This is a genomic window from Streptomyces sp. cg35 (assembly GCF_050410835.1).
GTDB lineage: Bacteria > Actinomycetota > Actinomycetes > Streptomycetales > Streptomycetaceae > Streptomyces.
The window spans coordinates 2,623,807-2,644,553 of the sequence record NZ_CP191268.1 but is presented as its reverse complement, the minus strand read 5'-3'; the positions used below and the strand labels follow the sequence as shown (position 1 = coordinate 2,644,553).

Sequence of the window (20,747 nt, the reverse complement as noted above, 5' to 3'; positions counted from 1 at the left end):
CCTAGCAGTCTTCAAGTCTTGAACTCAAGGCGACACTCCTGTGCCCAAAAACTCACAGCAGTTGAACTATTGACTTCGAAACTTGAAGGCATAGTCTCTGCAACGTTGCTTTTACCTTCAGGTGGTGGGCGGCGCGATGTTGTGCGCCACTGGAAGGGCTCGCCCCCACCCCCGGTAGCGAAGCCGGTGGCCCGAGGAGTACACGTGACCAGCACTTCGGCACCTCAATCAGGAGCCCGGGAAGCCCAGCCCGATCACCTCGGGCACGTCATCTTCATCACGGCGGCGGCCGCGATGGGTGGCTTCCTGTTCGGCTACGACAGCTCTGTGATCAATGGCGCGACCGTCGCCATCCAACACAAGTTCGACGTGAACGCCGATGTGCTCGGCTGGATCATCGCGTCCGCGCTGCTCGGCTGCGCGGTCGGCGCGGCGATCGCGGGCCGGATCGCCGACCGCATCGGGCGTATCCGCTGTATGCAGATCGCCGCCTGCCTCTTCGCGATCAGCGCCGTCGGCTCGGCCCTGCCGTTCGCGGCCTGGGACCTGACGATGTGGCGTGTCATCGGCGGCATCGGCATCGGTATGGCGTCCGTGATCGGCCCCGCCTACATCGCCGAGGTGGCCCCGCCCGCGTACCGCGGCCGGCTCGCCTCGTTCCAGCAGGCCGCCATCGTCATCGGCATCGCCGTCTCCCAGCTCGTCAACTGGGGCATCCTGAACATGGCCGACGGCGACCAGCGCGGCAAGCTCGCCGGTCTCGAGGCCTGGCAGTGGATGCTCGGTGTCATGGTCATCCCGGCCCTCCTCTACGGGCTGCTCTCCTTCGCGATCCCCGAGTCGCCGCGCTTCCTGATCTCCGCCGGCCGCGAGGAGCAGGCCCAGAAGGTCCTGACCGAGGTCGAGGGCACCGGCATCGACGTCCACGCGCGCGTGGCGGAGATCAAGGCCGGCATGCGCAGCGAGCACAAGTCGACGTTCAAGGACCTGCTCGGCGGCAAGTTCGGCTTCCTGCCGATCGTCTGGATCGGCATCTTCCTGTCGATCTTCCAGCAGCTCGTCGGCATCAACGTGATCTTCTACTACTCGAACCAGCTGTGGCAGTCGATCGGCAAGGACCCGTCCAGCTCGTTCCTGTACTCGTTCGAGACGTCGATCGTGAACATCATCGGTACCGTCATCGCGATGATCTTCGTCGACCGCATCGGCCGCAAGCCGCTCGCGATCATCGGCTCCGCCGGTATGGCGATCGCCCTGTTCACCTGTGCCTGGGCCTTCTCGTACCGGACCGGCTCCGGCGACAACGTCTCGCTGCCGAACGCGCAGGGCCTGACCGCGATCATCGCGGCCAACGCCTTCGTCCTCTTCTTCGCCCTCTCCTGGGGCGTGGTGGTCTGGGTGCTGCTCGGCGAGATCTTCCCGGGCCGGATCCGCGCCGCGGCGCTCGGTGTGGCGGCCTCGGCCCAGTGGCTGGCCAACTTCGCCATCACCAAGACCTTCCCGAGCATGTCCGAGTGGAGCCTGACCGGCTCGTACATCATCTACGGCGCCTTCGCCACGATCTCCATCCCGTTCGTGATGAAGTTCGTGAAGGAGACCAAGGGCAAGGCCCTGGAGGAGATGGGCTGACGCCCGCTCCTTCCCCGAAAGACCCGGGGAGATGGGTCAAGTCCCCGCTGCCATCTCCCCGCTGCCGTCACCGCCCCGGCTCAGGACCTACGCGTCCTTGAGCCGGGGCAGTACGTTTTCGCAGAACAGCTGCAGGCTGCGCCGGCCCTCGTCGAGCGGCATGCCGCCCGACAGCGGGTGCAGTACGTAGTTGTCGAGGCCCTGCGTCAGGCACTCGTCGGGCGTGAGGATCCGGTACACGCCCTCGGCGCGCAGTTCCTCGACGCTCGACGCGGCCGACTTCACCGCCGACTTGATGTCCCCCGACTGCCAGGACGCGTACGTCCGCGCCTCGTGCAGGAAGTGCGTGCCGTACTCGGCCCAGGTGCGGTCCGGGTCCTCGGACAGGTGCAGCAGCGGCGTGGTCCTCGCGGGCATCATGGTCCAGCCCTCGGTGCCGTACTCGGCGAGCCGCTCCTTGTAGTACGCGTCCAGCTCCGGCAGATGCGCGCTCGGGAAGAACGGCAGGCCGAGCCGGGCCGCCCGGCGCGCGGCCGCCTGCGAGGAGCCGCCGACCAGGAGCAGCGGGTGCGGCTGGGTGAACGGGCGCGGGGTGACGCGGACCCGGCGCCCGCGGAAGCTGAACTCCTCACCCGACCAGGCCTTCAGCAGCGTGTCGAGCAGCTCGTCCTGGAGCTTGCCGCGCCGCTTCCACTCCACGTCGAACTGCGCGTACTCCTCCGGCCGGTAGCCGATGCCGGCCACCGTCACCAGACGGCCGCCGCTCAGCAGATCCAGTACGGCGATGTCCTCGGCGAGGCGGAGCGGATCGTGCAGCGGGCCGATGATCGCGGAGACCGTGACCGCGATGCGGCGCGTGGCGCCGAGGACGGCGCCCGCGAAGGTGAACGGCGAGGGCAGCCAGTTGTTGGCGACGCCGTGGTGCTCCTCCGTCTGCACCGTGTCGACGCCCCGGTCGTCGGCGTAGACCGCCAACTCCACCGCCGCCCGGTAGCGGGCGCTCAGTGACTCGGGCGTACCGGCCGGGTCGACCAGATTGAACCGTACGACGGACACGGGCATACGACCGTCCCCCTTCACGCGGGCTTCGTGTGAAGGGGGACGGTAGCTGACGGGGCGTCAGACAGCCAGGGTCGTGGACTCCTCGACGGCGTCGTCCGGCGCCGTGGTGGTGTCCGCAGGCTTCGGCAGCGCGAGGTACAGCAGGCCCGAGACGACGATCGTGACGACCCAGCCGAGGCCGTACTCGCCGAGGAAGTTGTTCGTGGCGAGCGGGCCGGTGAACCAGTCCGAGGACGTGAACATCAGGCCCGCCACCAGACCGACCGCCCAGGCGATGACGGCCGCGGGGGAGAAGCCGCCCTTGTACCAGTAGGCGCTGGTGCGGGTGGTGTCGATCAGGGCCGCGGCGTCGTAGTGCTTGCGCGTGAACATGTCCGCGCCGAAGACGCCGACCCAGGCGGAGAAGGCGACCGCGAGCAGCGACAGGAAGGCGATGAACGAGCCCATGAAGCTGGTCGCGACCAGCATCAGGATGCCGCCGAAGACCAGCGAGATCACCGCGTTGACCGAGACGGCCCAGTGGCGCGGGACCTTGAAGCCGAGGGTCTGCGCGGTGAAGCCGGCCGAGTACATCGACATGGCGTTGATCAGCAGCATGCCGACCAGGGCGATCAGCAGGTACGGCACCGCGATCCACATCGGCAGGATCTCGCCGAGGAAGGAGACCGGGTCGGCGGCCGAGGCCAGGTCCGGGGTCGAGACCGCCATCACGGCGCCCATCAGGACCATGGGCAGGACGACGATGCCGGCGCCGCCGATCGAGTTGCGCACGATCGCCCCGGAGGAGGCGGTGCGCGGCAGGTAGCGCGTGAAGTCGGGGGAGGACGGGATCCAGCTGACGCCGCCCGCGGCGATCATGCCGATGCCCGCGACCATCAGCGACATCTTGCCCGCGGGCCGGTCGAAGACCTCCGACCAGTCGGTGTCGATGATCAGGTAGACGAGCACCAGGGCCGTGAAGAGGCCGAAGAGATACGTCGCGTACTTGTTGCACTTCTGCACGGCGTTGATGCCGAGCCCCGAGATCGCGAACGTGGCGACCACGAAGCAGAGCAGCGTGACGATCACCAGGAAGTCGTTCTGCTGGACCCCGAACAGGATGTCCAGGACGGTCAGTACGGCGTACGCACCCGTCACCGCGTTGATCGTCTCCCAGCCCCAGCGCGCGACCCAGATCAGCGAACCGGGCAGCAGATTGCCGCGCTGCCCGAAGACCGCGCGGGACAGGGCCATGCCGGGGGCGCCGCCGCGCTTGCCCGCGATACCGATCAGACCGACGAGGCCGTACGACACGACGGGCGCCGCGACCGCGACGACGAGGGCCTGCCAGAAGTTGAGCTTGTACGCCACGACGAGGCTCGCGCCCATCGTGAGCAGCAGCACGCTGATGTTCGCCGCGACCCAGGTCGGGAACAGCTCCCGGGTCTTGGCGGTGCGCTCGGCGTCGGGGACGGGCTCGATGCCGCGCGTCTCCAGGGTGCCTTCGGACTCGGCGGTCTTGCTCATGCGGTGGGGTTCCGTGCCTCTGTGGGGTGGGGCGGGCGAGAGGGGATGCGTGGGACTCTACGCGCGTTGACGCACTCTCCTCCATCGTACTTTAGTCCGAGTAATGCCCTCCAGAGACGTTTGTCCTTTGGAGGAATGTACGACTACGGCCCTGCCGGAGCCTCATGGCTGATACTGGACGGGTTATGGAAATCGTCATCCTTGCTGTAGTCATCGCCGTGGTCGTGATCGGCGCGCTCGGCGGGCTCGTGGTCGGCAGCCGCAAGAAGAAGCAGCTGCCGCCCGCGCCGCCCTCGGCGCCCGACATCACCGCCGCCCCGCCCGCCGAGCCGCACGTCGGCGACGAGGCCGAGACGCCGCGCGACGAAGCGCGGCGCACGATCGAGGAGGTCGACCTCCCGGTCGCCGAGCCGGTCGAGGAGGTCACCGAGGAGGAGCCGCCGGCGCCGGCGGCTCCCGAGATCGAGGTGCCGGAGCCGACCGCGGGCCGCCTGGTGCGGCTGCGCGCCCGGTTGTCCCGGTCGCAGAACGCGCTCGGCAAGGGGCTGCTCACGCTGCTGTCCCGCGAGCACCTCGACGAGGACACCTGGGAGGAGATCGAGGACACGCTGCTCACCGCCGATGTCGGTGTGCAGCCCACGCAGGAGCTCGTGGAGAACCTGCGCGAGCGCGTGAAGGTGCTGGGCACGCGCACCCCGGACGAGCTGCGCGGCCTGCTGCGCGAGGAGCTGCTGAAGCTGCTCGTCCCCGAGTTCGACCGCTCCGTGAAGACGGACGGGAACGTCGACGGGGCCACGCCGGGCATCGTGATGGTCGTCGGCGTCAACGGCACCGGCAAGACCACCACGACCGGCAAGCTCGCGCGCGTGCTCGTCGCCGACGGCAAGAACGTCGTGCTGGGGGCTGCAGATACGTTCCGCGCGGCCGCCGCCGATCAGCTGCAGACCTGGGGTGAGCGGGTCGGTGCGCGCACCGTGCGCGGGCCCGAGGGCGGCGACCCGGCGTCCATCGCCTTCGACGCCGTCAAGGAAGGCATCGAGGCGGGCGCGGACGTCGTGCTCATCGACACCGCCGGCCGGCTGCACACCAAGACCGGCCTGATGGACGAACTCGGCAAGGTCAAGCGCGTCGTGGAGAAGCACGCGCCGCTCGACGAGGTGCTCCTGGTGCTCGACGCCACGACCGGGCAGAACGGCCTGGTGCAGGCCCGGGTGTTCGCCGAGGTCGTCGACATCACCGGCATCGTGCTGACCAAGCTGGACGGCACGGCCAAGGGCGGCATCGTCGTGGCCGTGCAGCGCGAACTCGGTGTGCCCGTGAAGCTGGTCGGTCTCGGTGAGGGGCCGGACGATCTGGCGCCGTTCGAGCCCGAGGCGTTCGTGGACGCGCTGATCGGCGAGTAGTCGCTCCCCGCGGCGCGGGTTCACGCGCCGCGGGGGCTGTGTTCGTGGGGAACTGCGGGGCCGTTGTGGCCGTGCGCAGTTCCCCACAACCGTTTCGGGGCGCCTTACGCGCAGGGCGACCGATGCGCCACGTAGGCCAGCGTCCCGAGGAGCAGCCGCGCCTGCGGCGGTTGCGTCGCGGTGTCCAGGGACGGGGCCCGCAGCCAGGTGGCCGGGCCGAGGCCCGAGCGGTCCGAGGGCGGGGCCGTGATGTACGCGCCCGGGCCCAGGGCGTGCAGGTCGAGGGTCGCGTCGTCCCAGCCCGTGCGGTAGAGCAGGGCCGGGAGTTCGGCCGCGGCGCCCGGTGCCACGAAGAAGTGGGCGCGGCCCTCGGGGGTGGCGATCACCGGACCGAGGGGGAGACCCATCCGCTCCAGGCGGATCAGGGCACGGCGCCCCGCCGCCTCCGGGACGTCGATGATGTCGAAGGCGCGGCCGACCGGAAGCAGGGCCGAGGCGCCGGGGAACCGGCCCCAGGAGTCCGTCACTTCATCGAGGGTGGCGCCGGCCGGCACGACCACCGAGGGGTCGAGCGGGTGGGCGCCCGGAGCCGGGCAGTCCGGCCTGCCGCAGGAGCACTCGGATCCCGCGGCGCGCGCGCCCGGCACCACGTCCCAGCCCCACAGCCCGGTGAACTCCGCCACCGTGGTGCAGTCCGAAGCGCGGCCGGACGTGCGGCCACGGCGACGTGAGCCGGAGCGCATGTCGCGGATGCCGCCGATCGTGAAGCCCATGCCCCCTCCAACGGGTCCTGCGCGCCGGTGGTTACGAGGCGGGATCGGATCGTGACCCAGTGTGCCTGCCGCCCTGGTCGAGACGGCGCCGAGTCGCGTCCGGGGTGGTGCGCCCGGTGTCGCGCGCCTCGGCGTGCACCGCTTCGCCTACTTCCGGCTGTCCTATGTCAAGTGAATCGTGTGTGGCCGTCCCTGAGTTCATTCGAAGGGGTGGCGAATGGTGGCGTTTCCAGGTTCGCCCTCGCCGGAGGGGTGATCGTAGGATTACTTTCAGTGCACAAGCCGTGAGGGTAAGTGCACCCGTGGGTATGCCGCAGGCAAGTCGGTTTCCTGTTCGAGGAGTGACAACCGCCGGACGGGAGCCTGTAGTTGACGGCATCCTGATAGGGCTTGCGGACAAGAGTGGCCGACAGGTCTTGACGTTGAGCGTCTTGGATGAGTTCAGGGATGGGGGCGTTCCAGTGGGCGGCAGCGGCGGAAGCGTGACGAACGCTGAGAAGCGCCCGAACGAGCTGCTCGGTTCGTGGTTCGTGCGCAGCGGCTGGTCGAAGGGCGAGCTGGCGCGCCAAGTGAACCGGCGGGCACGGCAGTTGGGTGCGAACCACATCTCCACCGACACCTCGCGTGTACGGCGTTGGCTCGACGGGGAGAACCCGCGCGAGCCGATCCCGCGCATCCTCAGCGAGTTGTTCTCCGAGCGGTTCGGCTGTGTGGTCGCCGTCGAGGACCTCGGACTGCGGGCCGCGCACCAGGCGCCCTCCGTGTCCGGTGTCGACCTGCCCTGGACGGGGCCGCAGACCGTCGCGCTCATCGGCGAGTTCTCGCGCAGCGACCTGATGCTCGCGCGCCGCGGCTTCCTCGGCAGTTCGCTCGCGCTCGCCGCCGGGCCCTCGCTCATCGAGCCCATGCAGCGCTGGCTGGTGCCCAGCCCCGGCGGCGCGGCATCCCGGCCCGAGCCCGAGGCGTCGGCCCAGCGCCGTGGGAACCGGCTGTCCAAGCCGGAGCTCGACCTGCTGGAGTCCACCACCGTCATGTTCCGCCAGTGGGACGCCCAGTGCGGTGGAGGCCTGCGCCGCAAGGCGGTTGTAGGACAACTGCACGAGGTCACCGACCTCCTTCAGGAACAGCAGCCCGAGGCGACCATGAAGCGCCTGTTCAAGGTCGCGGCCGAACTCGCGGAGCTGGCCGGGTGGATGAGCTATGACGTGGGCCTGCAGCCCACCGCCCAGAAGTACTTCGTCCTCGCCCTGCACGCCGCCAAGGAGGCGGGCGACAAGCCGCTGGGCTCGTACGTCCTGAGCAGCATGAGCCGCCAGATGATCCACCTCGGCCGCCCCGAGGACGCCCTGGAGCTCATCCATCTCGCCCAGTACGGCAGTCGCGACTGCGCCAGCCCGCGCACCCAGTCCATGCTGTATGCGATGGAGGCCCGCGCGTACGCGAACATGGGGCAGCCCGGCAAGTGCAAGCGCGCCGTGCGCATGGCCGAGGACACCTTCACCGACGCCGACGACTGGGACGACCCGGACCCCGACTGGATCCGCTTCTTCTCCGAGGCCGAACTGCACGGGGAGAACAGCCACTCGTTCCGTGATCTCGCCTACGTCGCCGGCCGCAGCCCCACCTACGCGTCGATGGCCGAACCGCTGATGCAGCGGGCCGTCGAGCTGTTCGGGAAGGACGCCGAGCACCAGCGCTCGTACGCACTCAACTTGATCGGCATGGCCACGGTGCACCTGATCCAGAAGGAGCCCGAGCAGTCCACCGTCATGGCGGAGCAGGCGCTGGGGATCGCCAGAAAGGTGCGCTCCGAGCGGGTCAACACCCGCATCCGCAAGACCGTGGACACCGCGGTGCGCGACTACGGAGACGTCGCCGAGGTCATCCAGCTGACCGATCAGCTGGCCCTCCAGCTGCCCGAGACCGCGGAAGCGGCGGTCTGACACCCCCAGAAACTCCGGCCGCGGCCGACCGTCCCGAAACAGCCCGACTCGGCTCCCCCATGCCAGGTCATCGAGGACGGACGGCCGCGGCCGGTCTGTCGTGGCGACGCTTGGTTGCGTCACGATAACGATCGACACAGCCGCCATCCGGCATTTCATGCACGCGTAACACCCATGACCTCTTCGTCACTGCGGCGAAACATCGAGGGGCGTCCACGGAAACCGCGCTGGGCCAAAGTCTGGCGCATAACCGGCCCACCCCTCATGACCGCTTCAGGCTTCGCCCGCACGGGGCCGTACCAACGACGAGGAGACGCCGATGGCACCTGCCGCCATCACGCTCGCCGCAGAGGCGCCCAAGCTCTCTGCCGCGAACACAGGCTTCATGCTGATCTGTTCCGCTCTGGTGATGCTCATGACGCCGGGCCTGGCCTTCTTCTACGGAGGCATGGTCCGCGTCAAGAGCACCCTGAACATGCTGATGATGAGCTTCATCAGCCTCGGGATCATCACGATCCTCTGGGTGCTGTACGGCTTCTCCGTCGCGTTCGGCACGGACAAGGGGTCGCTCTTCGGCTGGGACGGCGACTACGTCGGCCTCAGCGGGATCGGACTGACCCAGCTCTGGGACGGCTACACCATCCCGATCTACGTCTTCGCCGTCTTCCAGCTGATGTTCGCCATCATCACGCCCGCCCTCATAAGCGGTGCCCTCGCGGACCGCGTGAAGTTCACGGCGTGGGCCCTGTTCATCGCCCTGTGGGCCACGATCGTCTACTTCCCGGTCGCGCACTGGGTGTGGGGGACCGGCGGCTGGGCCTTCGACCTCGGCGTCATCGACTTCGCCGGTGGCACGGCCGTCCACATCAACGCAGGTGCCGCAGCGCTCGGCGTGATCCTCGTCATCGGCAAGCGCGTCGGCTTCAAGAAGGACCCGATGCGGCCGCACTCGCTGCCGTGGACGATGCTCGGCGCCGGTCTGCTGTGGTTCGGCTGGTTCGGCTTCAACGCCGGCTCGTGGCTCGGCAACGACGACGGCGTCGGCGCGCTGATGTTCGTCAACACGCAGGTCGCCACCGCCGCCGCGATGCTCGCCTGGCTCATCTACGAGAAGCTCCGCCACGGCGCGTTCACCTCCCTCGGCGCCGCCTCCGGCGCTGTCGCCGGCCTCGTCGCGATCACCCCCTCCGGTGGTGCCGTCTCGCCGCTCGGCGCGATCGCCGTCGGCGCCATCGCCGGTGTGCTGTGCGCCATGGCCGTGGGCCTCAAGTACAAGTTCGGCTACGACGACTCCCTCGACGTCGTCGGCGTCCACCTGGTCGGCGGCATCGTCGGCTCCCTGCTCATCGGCTTCTTCGCCACCGGCGGCGGCCAGTCCGACGTGGCCGGCCTCTTCTACGGCGGCGGCCTCACCCAGTTCTGGAAGCAGTGCGCCGGTGTCGGCGGTGTCCTCGCCTACTCGCTCATCGCCTCCGCGATCCTCGCCTTCCTCATCGACAAGACCATCGGCATGCGGGTCAGCGAGGACGACGAGGTCGCCGGCATCGACCAGGTCGAGCACGCCGAGACCGCGTACGACTTCAGCGGCGCGGGCGGTGGCACCGCGGCCCGCACGGCCGTGCCCTCGCCGGTCGCCGCTCCCCAGGACACGAAGAAGGTGGACGCATGAAGCTCATCACCGCGGTCGTCAAGCCGCACCGGCTCGACGAGATCAAGGAAGCCCTCCAGGCCTTCGGCGTCCAGGGCCTGACCGTGACGGAGGCCAGCGGCTACGGCCGCCAGCGCGGCCACACCGAGGTCTACCGTGGTGCCGAGTACACCGTCGACCTGGTGCCCAAGATCCGCATCGAGGTGCTGGTCGAGGACGACGACGCCGATCAGCTGGTCGATGTCGTGGTGAAGGCCGCACGAACCGGCAAGATCGGTGACGGCAAGGTCTGGGCGGTCCCCGTCGAGACGGCCGTGCGGGTCCGGACCGGCGAGCGCGGACCGGACGCGCTGTAACCGATTCGACGGACGGAACGGGAGTCGCTGGGTGACGAGTGTGAACGACGTACGGACCGAAGCATCGGACGACAAACCCAGCGGCTACGCGGCGGCCCGGCTGCGCCTCCTCCAGGGAGGGGCGCAGTCCGGGCCGCCGCGCCGTTCGGCCCTCGCCGAGCTGACCGACGACTGGCTGACCGAGCTGTTCGGCGCCGGAACAGGGGGAGCGGGTGTCTCGCTGGTCGCCGTCGGTGGATACGGCCGCGGTGAACTCTCGCCGCGCAGCGACCTCGACCTGCTGCTCCTGCACGACGGCTCGGCCGACCCGGGCGAGATCGCCGCGCTCGCCGACCGCATCTGGTACCCGGTCTGGGACCTCGGCCTCGCCCTGGACCACTCCGTCCGGACGCCTTCGGAGGCACGCAAGACCGCCGGCGACGACCTCAAGGTGCAGCTGGGACTGCTCGACGCCCGGCACATCGCGGGCGACCTCGGCCTCACCGCAGGCCTGCGCACCGCCGTCCTCGCGGACTGGCGCAACCAGGCCCCCAAGCGGCTCCCGGAACTGCGCGAGCTGTGCGAGGAACGGGCCGAGCGCCAGGGCGAGTTGCAGTACCTGCTCGAACCCGATCTGAAGGAGGCGCGCGGCGGACTGCGGGACGCGGTCACGCTGCGGGCGGTGGCCGCCTCGTGGCTGGCCGATGCCCCGCGCGAGGGGCTCGCCGACGCCCGGCGCCGCCTGCTCGACGTGCGGGACGCACTGCATCTGACGACCGGCCGCGCCACCGACCGGCTCGCCCTCCAGGAGCAGGATCAGGTCGCCGCGGAGCTGGGCCTGCTCGACGCCGACACCCTCCTGCGTCAGGTGTACGAGGCGGCGCGCACGGTGGCGTACGCGAGTGATGTGACCTGGCGCGAGGTCAGCCGGGTCCTCAAGTCCCGCTCCGTACGCCCCCGGCTGCGGGCCATGCTGGGCGGCAAGCCCGCGCCCGTGGAACGGTCGCCGCTCGCCGAGGGCGTCGTCGAGATGGACGGCGAGGTCGTGCTCGCCCGGGCGGCCCGGCCCGAACGGGACCCGGTGCTTCCGCTGCGGGCTGCCGCCGCCGCGGCGCAGGCCGGCCTTCCGCTGTCGCTGCACGCGGTCCGGCGGATGGCCGCGGCCGCCCGGCCGCTCCCCACCCCCTGGCCCGCCGAGGCCCGCGAACAGCTCGTGACGCTGCTCGGGGCCGGCCGGACGACGGTCGAGGTGTGGGAGGCGCTCGAGGCCGAAGGACTGATCACCCGGCTGCTGCCGGACTGGGAGCGGGTGCGCTGCCGGCCGCAGCGCAACGCCGTGCACACCTGGACCGTCGACCGGCACCTCGTCGAGACCGCCGTACGCGCCTCGGCACTGACCCGGCGTGTCGGACGGCCCGACCTGCTGCTCGTGGCGGCGCTGCTGCACGACATCGGCAAGGGCTGGCCCGGGGACCACTCGGTCGCCGGCGAGATCATCGCGCGGGACGTCGCGGCGCGGATCGGCTTCGACCGGGCCGATGTCACGGTGCTCGCCTCCCTCGTACGGCACCATCTGCTGCTCATCGAGACCGCCACCCGGCGCGACCTGGAGGACCCGGCGACCGTACGAGCCGTCGCGGACACCGTCGGCTCGGTCGGGACGCTGGAGCTGCTGCACGCGCTGACGGAGGCGGACGCGCTGGCCACGGGCCCCGCCGCGTGGTCGTCGTGGCGCGGATCGCTGGTGGCCGATCTGGTCAAGCGGGTCTCCGCGGTGCTCGCGGGGGACAACCCTGTCGACATCGACGCCGCCGAGCCCACCGCCGAGCAGGAGCGGCTCGCGCTCGAGGCGTTCCGCACGGGTGGGCCGGTGCTCGCGCTGCGCGCGCAGACGGAGGCGGTACCCGCGGAGTCCGCGCAGGAGTCCTCCGACGCGGCCGCCCCGGAGCCGCTCGGCGTCGAACTGCTCATCGCCGTGTCGGACCAGCCCGGGGTACTGCCCGCGGTGGCCGGCGTGCTCGCGATGCACCGGCTGGCCGTGCGCACGGCCGAGCTGAGATCCCTGTCGCTGCCCGAGGAGTGGGCCCGGACGGCGGAGCGCTCTGCGGGCAAGGGCCAGGACCGTCCCGAGAGCGGTTCGGTACTGCTGCTGAACTGGCGGGTCGCCGCCGAGTACGGCTCCCTGCCGCAGGCCGCCCGGCTCCGTGCCGACCTCGTACGGGCCCTCGACGGATCCCTCGACATCGCGGCGCGGCTCGCCGAGCGGGACGCGGCCTACCCGCGGCGGCGCGGCGTGGTGGCGCCGCCGCCCCGGGTCACCGTCGCGTCGGCGGGATCCCGGCTCGCGACCGTCATCGAGGTGCGGGCCCAGGACGCGCCGGGCCTGCTGCACCGGATCGGGAGGGCGCTGGAGGTCTCCGGCGTGCAGGTGCGCTCCGCGCATGTCTCCACGCTGGGTGCCAACGCCGTGGACGCCTTCTACGTCACCGGGCCCGAAGGGGCGCCGCTGCCGTCGGAGGAGGCGGTGTCGGTGGCCCGGTCGCTGGAGAGCGCACTGCAGACAAGCCCCACCGGCGCGTGAGGAGCGGGGTCCGGGACCGGGCCCCGCGGCCTCTCGCCGTCGCCGATCGAGGATCCGCCGACGGATCCGGGCCCTTCCTGGCGGGCCCGGCCGGGCGCGTGGCCCCCGGCCCTCCTGACGGGGCGCTGACCCAATCCGTGGCGACCGATACCCTGGAGGGCGACCTGTCCGTAGAGCCACCCGACCCGAGGATTCGCGACCGCCGTGTTCGACACTCTTTCCGATCGCCTCGCAGCGACATTCAAGAATCTCCGCGGCAAGGGTCGCCTCAGCGAGGCGGATATCGACGCCACGGCGCGCGAGATCCGGATCGCCCTGCTGGAAGCCGACGTGGCGCTGCCCGTCGTCCGCGCGTTCATCAAGCAGGTCAAGGAGCGTGCGGCCGGTGCCGAGGTCTCCCAGGCGCTGAACCCCGCCCAGCAGGTCATCAAGATCGTCAACGAGGAGCTCATCGGCATCCTCGGTGGCGAGACCCGCCGCCTGCGCTTCGCCAAGACCGCACCGACCGTGATCATGCTCGCGGGTCTGCAGGGTGCCGGTAAGACGACCCTCGCGGGCAAGCTCGGCCACTGGCTCAAGTCCCAGGGCCACTCCCCGCTGCTCGTCGCCTGCGACCTGCAGCGCCCGAACGCCGTGAACCAGCTCAGCGTCGTCGCCGAGCGCGCCGGCGTCGGCATCTACGCCCCCGAGCCGGGCAACGGGGTGGGCGACCCGGTCAAGGTCGCCAAGGACTCCATCGAGTACGCGAAGTCCAAGGTCTACGACGTCGTCATCGTCGACACCGCCGGCCGCCTGGGCATCGACCAGGAGCTGATGCAGCAGGCCGCGGACATCCGCGACGCGGTCTCGCCGGACGAGGTCCTGTTCGTCGTCGACGCGATGATCGGTCAGGACGCGGTCAACACGGCCGAGGCGTTCCGCGACGGCGTCGGCTTCGACGGTGTCGTCCTGTCGAAGCTCGACGGTGACGCCCGCGGTGGTGCCGCGCTGTCGATCGCGCACGTCACCGGCCGCCAGATCATGTTCGCCTCGAACGGCGAGAAGCTGGACGACTTCGACGCGTTCCACCCGGACCGGATGGCGTCCCGCATCCTCGGCATGGGCGACATGCTCACGCTGATCGAGAAGGCCGAGCAGACCTTCTCGCAGCAAGAGGCCGAGAAGATGGCCTCGAAGCTGGCCTCCAAGAAGGGCCAGGACTTCACGCTCGACGACTTCCTGGCGCAGATGGAGCAGGTCAGGAAGATGGGCTCCATCTCCAAGCTGCTCGGCATGCTGCCGGGGATGAACCAGATCAAGGACCAGATCAACAACCTCGACGAGCGCGACGTCGACCGCACGGCCGCCATCATCAAGTCGATGACCCCGGCCGAGCGCGCCGACGCCACGATCATCAACGGCTCGCGCCGGGCCCGTATCGCCAAGGGTTCCGGAGTCGAGGTCAGCGCGGTCAAGAACCTGGTCGAGCGGTTCTTCGAGGCCCGCAAGATGATGTCCCGCATGGCCCAGGGCGGCGGCATGCCGGGGATGCCCGGCATGCCTGGGATGGGCGGCGGTCCCGGCCGGCAGAAGAAGCAGCCGAAGAAGGCCAAGGGCAAGCAGCGCTCCGGCAACCCGATGAAGCGCAAGCAGCAGGAGCAGGACGAGGCCGCTCGGCGCGAGGCCGCCGCTCAGGCGGGCGGCGCGCTCGGCCTGCCCGGCGCCGACCAGCAGGGCGGCAAGGACTTCGAACTCCCCGACGAGTTCAAGAAGTTCATGGGCTGACGTCATGGGTCGATGACCTTTCCGTACGCGGAGGGGTGAGGGGCGCTCGCTGCTGCGGGCGCCCCTCACCCCTGTCCGGAGGAGGTCAGGCGGCCCGCGTGGCGGCCTCGCGTATCTCCGTGCCGTTGGCCAGGCCCGTCGGGTCGAGGCCGAGCGTCGCCGCGGCCGTGGCGCCCACGTCGGCCAGGCTCCTCGCGTCCGGCATCCGCTCCACGCCCGCTGCCTCGGGACGGTGGATCAGCACGGGGACGTACTCGCGCGTGTGGAAGGCGTGGCCGATCGTCGGATCGTTGCCGTGGTCACCGGTGACGATCAGCCGGTCCCCGGGCTCGGACAGCAGGGACAGCAGTGCCGCGAGGCCCGCGTCGACCTGCTCCAGGATCCGGCCGTAGCGCTCCACGTCCTGCTGGTGCCCGGCGAGGTCGCTCTCCTGCACGTTCGCCACGACCAGCGCGTCGCCGTCGGCCCGCACCGCCTCCAGCGTGTGCGCGAGGACCTCCGCCGTGTCCACGGCAGGGCGCCGCACCGCCGCCTCGCAGGCCAGGATGTCCGCCGCCTTGCCCACGAGCGTCACCGGGATCCCGGCCCGCGCCGCCAGGTCGGGCAGCTGCCGGGTGTGGTCCGACTCGGCGCCCAGGTGCTGCACCTGGAGCCCGCCGTTGCGGTAGAAGCCGGTGGCCGGGGTGTCCAGGCCGACCGTGCCGCCGTCGCCCGCGCGCACGAACGTGCTCAGCCGGTCGTCCGCGTGACCGCCCACCGCGATGACCCGGGCGACCGGCGCGATCGCTCGTACCGTCCGGGCGATGGCCAGGATGCCGTCGAATCCGATGGCGTCGAGCCGGCCCGACGCGTTCCAGTTGATCCCCGGGTCGGCCTCCAGGTTGTCGTGCACGAGTACCGCACCGTCGACCACCAACAGGGGCTTGCCGTCGAGCAGTTCGACCCGGTGGCCCGCGTCCGTCAGGGCACGCGTCACCCGGTCCAGGTGCTCGGCGAGCCGGGCCACCGTCACCCGGCTGAAGTCCGCGCCCATCATCGTCTGGTGCCCGGCGAACGTGTCCGCTCCCGGATAACCGAGCGCGGCCCGCCCCACGGCCACCGGCAGATGGGTGCGCCGGGCCAGGTCGGGGTGCGGGTGGACCAGACCGAGACCGAGTGCGCCGAGCACGGGCAGCCGCAGCGGTCTGCCGAACGCCTGTCGGCACCGGTCGAGCACGTGCCCGCAGGTGTCCGCGGCCGTGTCGCCGGGGCGCAGCGCTCCCGCGTCCGGCATCGCACCGACGCCGAATCCGTCCACCACCACGATCACGGTCTTGCTCATGACACGGCCTTCCCTTGCGCGTCGTACAGTCCGACGAGGCGGGGCGCCCCGGTCGAGAGGCCGCCCACGACCGCGACCGTCGAGCGCGTCACGAAGATCTGCGTACGGAACGCGAGCAGCGCGGTGTCGCCGAGCCGGACGTCCGCGCCCGCCTCGGGGGCGTCGAGCAGCCGGTAGTAGTCGATGTTCTCCGGCGGCGCGGTCTGTACCGGCAGGCGCAGTCCGGTGCGGGGGAGCAGTGCGGACTTGATGTGGGAACGCGGGTAGAAGCCGCCTCCCTGGACCGCGGGCCGGCCGTCGGCGAGGGTGTGCGCGATCTCCGTGACGTACACGTACGCGGGCTTCTCGGGCTGGCCGAGATCCCGTGCGTGCAGCGGGGTGGTGCCCGTGAGGGAGTGGCCGGGCTCGCCGTGGGTGGCGCCGAGCTCGGCGAGCAGCGGGAGCGTCGCCATGGACGTGGCGCTCGGGGCGCTGAGCTTGAGGTCCTCGTGTCCGCGTGCGGCCAGCGCCTGCCGTGCCTTGAGCGCGATGTCGAAGTTGGGCGTGGGTCCTGGCATGCCCGTCGCCGGGTCGCACAGGACGCACGGGAACGCCGTGACACCGGCGATCCGCACCCCGGCGAGCCCCTCCACCGCCTCGGCGAACCCGTCGATCCCGGCGAGCGGAACACCGCCTTCCTGCCCGGGATAGACGGTGCCTTCCGCCCCTTCGAGGCGGATCAGCACGTCCTGCACGAAGCCGAGTTCACGCGCGGCCTCCGACACCGCTCGCGCGTTCGCCAAGTCGTACACGGTCACCGTCTCGGGGCGCCATGCCAGCATCTCGGGCAGCGCGCGGTGCGGGATCTGGACCAGGTGCCCGAGGTTGCCCGCCTGTGCGCCGGCCGCGTGCAGGGTGCGTGCCTCGGGCGGATCGATGGCGGCGTACTTCGGGATGTGCCGGGCGATGGCCTTGATCAGCTCGGGGTTGCGGCCGAGCTGCTTGACGACGAACCAGAGGGTCAGGCCCAGCCGCTCGGCCTCCGCGGCAAGCAGGGCCGCGTTGCCCTCGATCGCGTCGAGGTCCATCACGTAGGTGTCCGGAGGGATCGCGCCGCGTCGGTGGAGATCGGCCGCAGCGTCGATCAGTTCGGGGTTGCGGGTGATCAGACTGTCGAGGAACACGGTCGGTCAGTCCTTGCTGAGTTCGTGGAGCGAGCGGCGCAGGATGTCGACGACCAGGTCGGCCCCCGCGCGCATCGGGTTGATCCGGACCGTCCAGTCGGCGAGCTCCGGGGCGTCGTCCAGGGAGGAGCTGGACATGCGGTAGAAGAGCGGCGCGATCTCGTACCGGGAGTTCGAGCCCACCGGATAGGGCGCAGCCCCGAATCTCGCCGCCACGGCAGGCAGTTCCCGGGCCACGGGCCGGTCGAGTCGTACGAGGAGGCAGCGGTCCTGTGCGTTGGCGATCCGTACCTCGGCGACACCCGGCACCTCACCGGCCGCGAGACGTTCCGCCACTTCTGCCCCGACCCGCGACTGAAGCGCCCACATCACCGGCACGTGCGTGAGGGCCCGCAGCGCGTCGAGCGCCTGGTGGCCCTGGACCTGGCCGCCGCCCGAGTAGTTGTCCGCACGTACATGCTCGACGAGGTCGCGGGCGCCGACCACGACCCCCACGCCCTCCGGGCCGTGCAGCTTGAACAGGGAGAAGCAGGAGGCGTCGGCGCCCAGTTCGACACCCGAGGCCGGTACGCGCATCACCGCGTAGTTGTCGTCGACGACCGTGCGCACTCCGGCCGCACGGCAGGCGGCCAACACCTCGCCCGGGTCGTACGAGTCACCGAGCCGCTGACGCGTGTGCTGCACGTACGCCCAGCGGAACCGGCCCGACCCGAGGGCCGCGCGCAGCGCGTCGGCGTCGTTGAAGTCGACCTCGTGCGTCTGCACGCCGAGGCCGCGCAGGGTGACCTCGGTGGTGCGGTAGACGGGCGCGCGGTGGATGAGCAGGGGATCACCCGCGCTCACCGCCGCACTCAGCGCGGCCCGGATGGCGCCCGTGCCAGCGCCCTGGACGAGCGCGGCGTCCTCGGCGCCGAAGAAGTCGGCGAGCACGGCCTCCACCTGGGCGGTGGTCCTGGGCCGGCCGAGGCCGGGCACCACGCCCGCGTCCGCCGCGAACAGCTCGGCGCCCTCGAAGTGTGCGGCCGTGCATTCGAGGAGCCGGAACTGCCGGGCCGCGGCCTCCTCGACGGGAACGGTGGCGAGCGGGTGGGTCGGCGGCAGAGAGGGGGAGTGCACGGAGGAGTTCTCAGGAGGCATGGTCAGATCTCCTCGGTGTCGGCGCCGGTCAGGAAGCGCAGCGGATTGCGCCGTGTCATGAGGTCGATGAGGTCGTCGTCCATCCCGGCGGCCCGCAGCCGTGGCAGGAACGAGCGGAACAGATGCCCGTAGCCCTGACCGCCCTCCGACTCCAGATATCCGTGGCGGGAGATGTCACAGCTGAGCAGGACACGGTCCGCGTGCCCCGCCTCGATGAGGCCGATCAGCAGCCGGAGCCGTGTGTCGTCGCTCTGGTAGCTCTCCTTGCCGACCGTGTCGAAGGCGACGTACGCACCGCTTGCCGCCAGCTCCTTGTGCACGGCCGGATCGTCCAGGAGGTCCTGGTGACCGATGGAGACGCGGTGCGCGGGCAGCCCTTCCGAGGTGAGCAGCTCCAACTGGGCGAGGCCGCCGTGCCCGAGCTGGGCGTGCGTGGCGACGGACAGACCCGTGGTGGCGGCGGCCCGGGCGGCGGCGCGCAGCGACCGGGTCTCGGGCTCGCTCGGCACGTCGCCGTGGCTGCCGACCTCGCCGAGGACGCCGGGCCGGATGCCGGTGGTGCCGAAACCGTCCTCGATCTCGCGCACGAGACTCGCCGCGAGCTGCTCGACGCTCGTCGAGGCCAGCTCCGGGGTGTGGAACGGCTCGTAGTACCAGCCGGTGGCCGCGATGACCGCGACCCCCGTCGCTCGCGAGATCACGGCGAGTGCGCGCGGGTCGCGCCCCATCCCGCGGCAGGTCAGCTCTATGACGAGGGAGAGGTCGAACTCCTCGCGCAGTGCGGCCAGTTCGGCGGTGACCGCCGGGCCGTGCCGCTCCGCGTCGAGGACCGCGCCGCCGTCTCCCTTGGCGTCCAGGTCCAGGACGAGGTGCTCGTGGGAGAGGGCGGGGCCGCGGACGGCCTCGTAGGAAAGGGGTCCCGTGACGGTGTGGAGGGTGGGAGTGTGCATGGTGGGGGGTGTTCCTTTCCGGCGTACTGGCCCGAGGGGGCCGGGTGGTGCTGTCGGCCTCGGTCGGCGGCCGCTCACTTCCTCAACGGACCGCCTTCCGCACGAGTTCCACGGAGAGTGACGAAAGTGGGGGAGAATTTCACAGAGCGTGAATTCTCTGCTCGCTGACGGCCGCGGTCGTTCACGCCTTGATCGGGGTGAACAGGTCGAGCCAGTACAGGACGTTGAGCAGGATGCCGCCGACGATCACGGCCGCGGGCGCCGCCGCCATCCGCACGACCGGTCGGCCCATCGCCTCGTTGAGCAGGTACAACCCGCCGACGATGAGGATCCCGAGCCCCGCTCCCATCGCGTTCGCCGCCATCAGCGAGCCGAACAGGATGGCCAGTTGCAGCGTGTCGGTGATCGCGCTGCGCAGGTGCTCCGACGAGTCGCGCACGCTCGGCAGCTTGCCGAGGAACTTGCCGATGTACGACAGGGCGAGGACCTCGACCGCGAAGACGAGGGCGCCGACCACGGCCGCGAGGATCGGGTTCGGCATCAGGTAGCCGATGGGGTAGACGAGCGTGAAGCCCGCGATGCCGTACGCGCCGGAGGCCAGGGCCGTCGTCGCGATCAGCGGGATGAAGCCGAAGACGCGGTAGAAGTCGACCTGGGCCGCCTCCCCGTACTGCCCCTTGGCGATCAGGAAGCTGGTGGCCTCGCCGCCGCCGAATATGTGCATCTGCGCCAGGACGCAGACGCCCGCGCCGAGCACCATGAACAGCGGCAGGTACTTGCGCAGCCGGGCCGCGCTCGCGCTGAACAGCGAGGCCATCGGGTCGTCGGCGAGCGCGATCTCCTCGACTCCGTTCGCCCGGTCGGCCTTGCGCTGCTTGAGGTCCTTGGCGACCGCGAGGCCGATCAGCATCAGGACGCCGACGGCCATGGCGATGGCACCCGCGAAGACGTTCGGCCACAGCTTCATCGTCATGACGACGAGAGCCAGTTCGGCCACGGCCGCGATCCCGCCCCACTTGCGCCCGAACTGCTTGGTGATGGCGAGCACCGGGAACAGCGTGAACAGGAACAGGATCGGCGTCGACATCTGCTGCATCGCCGTCAGGAAGTCGACGGGCAGGTCGTGCGCGAGATTGTTGGCGCCGTTCAGACCGAAGACGACGACCGCGCCCCAGGCCCCGCCCAGGATCGGCGCGAGCCACTTCTTGGGCGCCAGGATGCCCAGGATGTCGGTGGGCAGGAACACCAGCCACGGGTTCAGGACGCCCGTGGACAGGGCCATCGGCGCGCCGAGTCCGAAGATGAAGCCGGCGGACAGGCCGAAGGAGACCGCGGTGGTGGCGCTGCGGGTGGACCGCCCCTGGATGAAGTCGAGCATGAAGGGGCGCACGCCGTCGTTGAAGACGGCCAGGGCCATGTGCGAGATGAACGCGGTCAGCGCGCACAGGGCGATCACGGTGAGCTGCTGGGCGAGCGTGAAGTCGAGGTTCGCGCCGGCGGCCAGGACGGTGTCCGGGGAGGTGTGCATGGCG

General features: G+C 70.6%; 15 protein-coding genes. 7 read left to right on the top strand and 8 right to left on the bottom strand.

The genetic code is table 11. The annotated features are described in order from the left end of the window. The first annotated feature begins 204 nt into the window (after positions 1–204). Positions 205–1,629, top strand: a complete 1,425-nt coding sequence (locus tag ACQUQD_RS12100; RefSeq protein WP_428952063.1) for a sugar porter family MFS transporter — start codon at positions 205–207, stop codon at positions 1,627–1,629. An 87-nt stretch (positions 1,630–1,716) separates the two neighbouring features. Here ACQUQD_RS12100 and ACQUQD_RS12095 read toward each other — a convergent pair whose 3' ends face one another. Both ACQUQD_RS12095 and ACQUQD_RS12090 read right to left on the bottom strand, forming a co-directional pair. Further along, positions 1,717–2,691 (bottom strand): LLM class flavin-dependent oxidoreductase, encoded by a 975-nt coding sequence (locus tag ACQUQD_RS12095; RefSeq protein WP_428952062.1) that lies wholly within the window; start codon positions 2,689–2,691, stop codon positions 1,717–1,719. A gap of 57 nt (positions 2,692–2,748) precedes the next feature. Continuing rightward, complete coding sequence (locus tag ACQUQD_RS12090; RefSeq protein ID WP_428952061.1) at positions 2,749–4,197, bottom strand: cytosine permease; 1,449 nt, start codon at positions 4,195–4,197, stop codon at positions 2,749–2,751. A 185-nt stretch (positions 4,198–4,382) separates the two neighbouring features. On the opposite strand from ACQUQD_RS12090, the gene ftsY reads away from it, so the two are divergent. Further along, entirely contained in the window at positions 4,383–5,600 is a 1,218-nt protein-coding gene (gene ftsY, locus ACQUQD_RS12085; RefSeq protein WP_428952060.1) for a signal recognition particle-docking protein FtsY, read from the top strand. A 104-nt stretch (positions 5,601–5,704) separates the two neighbouring features. On the opposite strand, the gene ACQUQD_RS12080 is transcribed toward ftsY, so the two are convergent. Then, entirely contained in the window at positions 5,705–6,373 is a 669-nt protein-coding gene (locus ACQUQD_RS12080; RefSeq protein ID WP_428952059.1) for a bifunctional DNA primase/polymerase, read from the bottom strand. 461 nt (positions 6,374–6,834) lie between these two features. Here ACQUQD_RS12080 and nsdA point away from each other — a divergent pair, with 461 nt between their 5' ends. The 5 genes from nsdA (at position 6,835) to ffh (ending at position 14,644) form a co-directional block, all read left to right on the top strand. Next, positions 6,835–8,316: a transcriptional repressor NsdA gene (nsdA, locus tag ACQUQD_RS12075; protein ID WP_428952058.1), complete on the top strand. Its 1,482-nt coding sequence runs from the start codon at positions 6,835–6,837 to the stop codon at positions 8,314–8,316. Positions 8,317–8,635: 319 nt separating this feature from the next. After that, on the top strand, positions 8,636–9,985 hold the full coding sequence (locus ACQUQD_RS12070; protein ID WP_428952057.1) for an ammonium transporter: 1,350 nt from the start codon (positions 8,636–8,638) through the stop codon (positions 9,983–9,985). Next, entirely contained in the window at positions 9,982–10,320 is a 339-nt protein-coding gene (locus ACQUQD_RS12065) for a P-II family nitrogen regulator (protein WP_266596273.1), read from the top strand. The genes ACQUQD_RS12070 and ACQUQD_RS12065 overlap by 4 nt, the downstream gene beginning before the upstream one ends. A 31-nt stretch (positions 10,321–10,351) precedes the next feature. Beyond that, positions 10,352–12,880: a [protein-PII] uridylyltransferase gene (locus ACQUQD_RS12060; RefSeq protein ID WP_428952056.1), complete on the top strand. Its 2,529-nt coding sequence runs from the start codon at positions 10,352–10,354 to the stop codon at positions 12,878–12,880. 204 nt (positions 12,881–13,084) lie between these two features. Next, positions 13,085–14,644: a signal recognition particle protein gene (gene ffh / locus ACQUQD_RS12055; protein WP_428952055.1), complete on the top strand. Its 1,560-nt coding sequence runs from the start codon at positions 13,085–13,087 to the stop codon at positions 14,642–14,644. 85 nt (positions 14,645–14,729) lie between these two features. On the opposite strand, the gene ACQUQD_RS12050 is transcribed toward ffh, so the two are convergent. The 5 genes from ACQUQD_RS12050 to ACQUQD_RS12030 all read right to left on the bottom strand — a co-directional run bounded on the left by ACQUQD_RS12050 (position 14,730) and on the right by ACQUQD_RS12030 (position 20,743). Beyond that, entirely contained in the window at positions 14,730–15,965 is a 1,236-nt protein-coding gene (locus ACQUQD_RS12050) for a phosphopentomutase (protein WP_428952054.1), read from the bottom strand. Beyond that, on the bottom strand, positions 15,962–17,128 hold the full coding sequence (locus ACQUQD_RS12045) for an alanine racemase (protein ID WP_428952053.1): 1,167 nt from the start codon (positions 17,126–17,128) through the stop codon (positions 15,962–15,964). Before ACQUQD_RS12045 ends, ACQUQD_RS12050 begins: the two co-directional genes overlap by 4 nt. A 6-nt stretch (positions 17,129–17,134) precedes the next feature. Next, entirely contained in the window at positions 17,135–18,265 is a 1,131-nt protein-coding gene (locus ACQUQD_RS12040) for an aminotransferase class V-fold PLP-dependent enzyme (RefSeq protein WP_428952052.1), read from the bottom strand. A gap of 2 nt (positions 18,266–18,267) precedes the next feature. Then, complete coding sequence (locus ACQUQD_RS12035) at positions 18,268–19,215, bottom strand: phosphotriesterase family protein (protein WP_428952051.1); 948 nt, start codon at positions 19,213–19,215, stop codon at positions 18,268–18,270. A 181-nt stretch (positions 19,216–19,396) separates the two neighbouring features. After that, positions 19,397–20,743 (bottom strand): YhfT family protein, encoded by a 1,347-nt coding sequence (locus tag ACQUQD_RS12030; protein WP_428952050.1) that lies wholly within the window; start codon positions 20,741–20,743, stop codon positions 19,397–19,399. Positions 20,744–20,747 lie beyond the last annotated feature (4 nt).

Coding starts and splice junctions, on each gene's coding strand:
- ACQUQD_RS12095 (WP_428952062.1), bottom strand. CDS start 2,691: ATGCCCGTGTCCGTCGTACGGTTCAATCTGGTCGACCCGGCCGGTACG.
- ACQUQD_RS12090 (WP_428952061.1), bottom strand. CDS start 4,197: ATGAGCAAGACCGCCGAGTCCGAAGGCACCCTGGAGACGCGCGGCATC.
- ftsY (WP_428952060.1), top strand. CDS start 4,383: ATGGAAATCGTCATCCTTGCTGTAGTCATCGCCGTGGTCGTGATCGGC.
- ACQUQD_RS12080 (WP_428952059.1), bottom strand. CDS start 6,373: ATGGGCTTCACGATCGGCGGCATCCGCGACATGCGCTCCGGCTCACGT.
- ACQUQD_RS12070 (WP_428952057.1), top strand. CDS start 8,636: ATGGCACCTGCCGCCATCACGCTCGCCGCAGAGGCGCCCAAGCTCTCT.
- ACQUQD_RS12065 (WP_266596273.1), top strand. CDS start 9,982: ATGAAGCTCATCACCGCGGTCGTCAAGCCGCACCGGCTCGACGAGATC.
- ACQUQD_RS12050 (WP_428952054.1), bottom strand. CDS start 15,965: ATGAGCAAGACCGTGATCGTGGTGGTGGACGGATTCGGCGTCGGTGCG.
- ACQUQD_RS12040 (WP_428952052.1), bottom strand. CDS start 18,265: ATGCCTCCTGAGAACTCCTCCGTGCACTCCCCCTCTCTGCCGCCGACC.
- ACQUQD_RS12035 (WP_428952051.1), bottom strand. CDS start 19,215: ATGCACACTCCCACCCTCCACACCGTCACGGGACCCCTTTCCTACGAG.
- ACQUQD_RS12030 (WP_428952050.1), bottom strand. CDS start 20,743: ATGCACACCTCCCCGGACACCGTCCTGGCCGCCGGCGCGAACCTCGAC.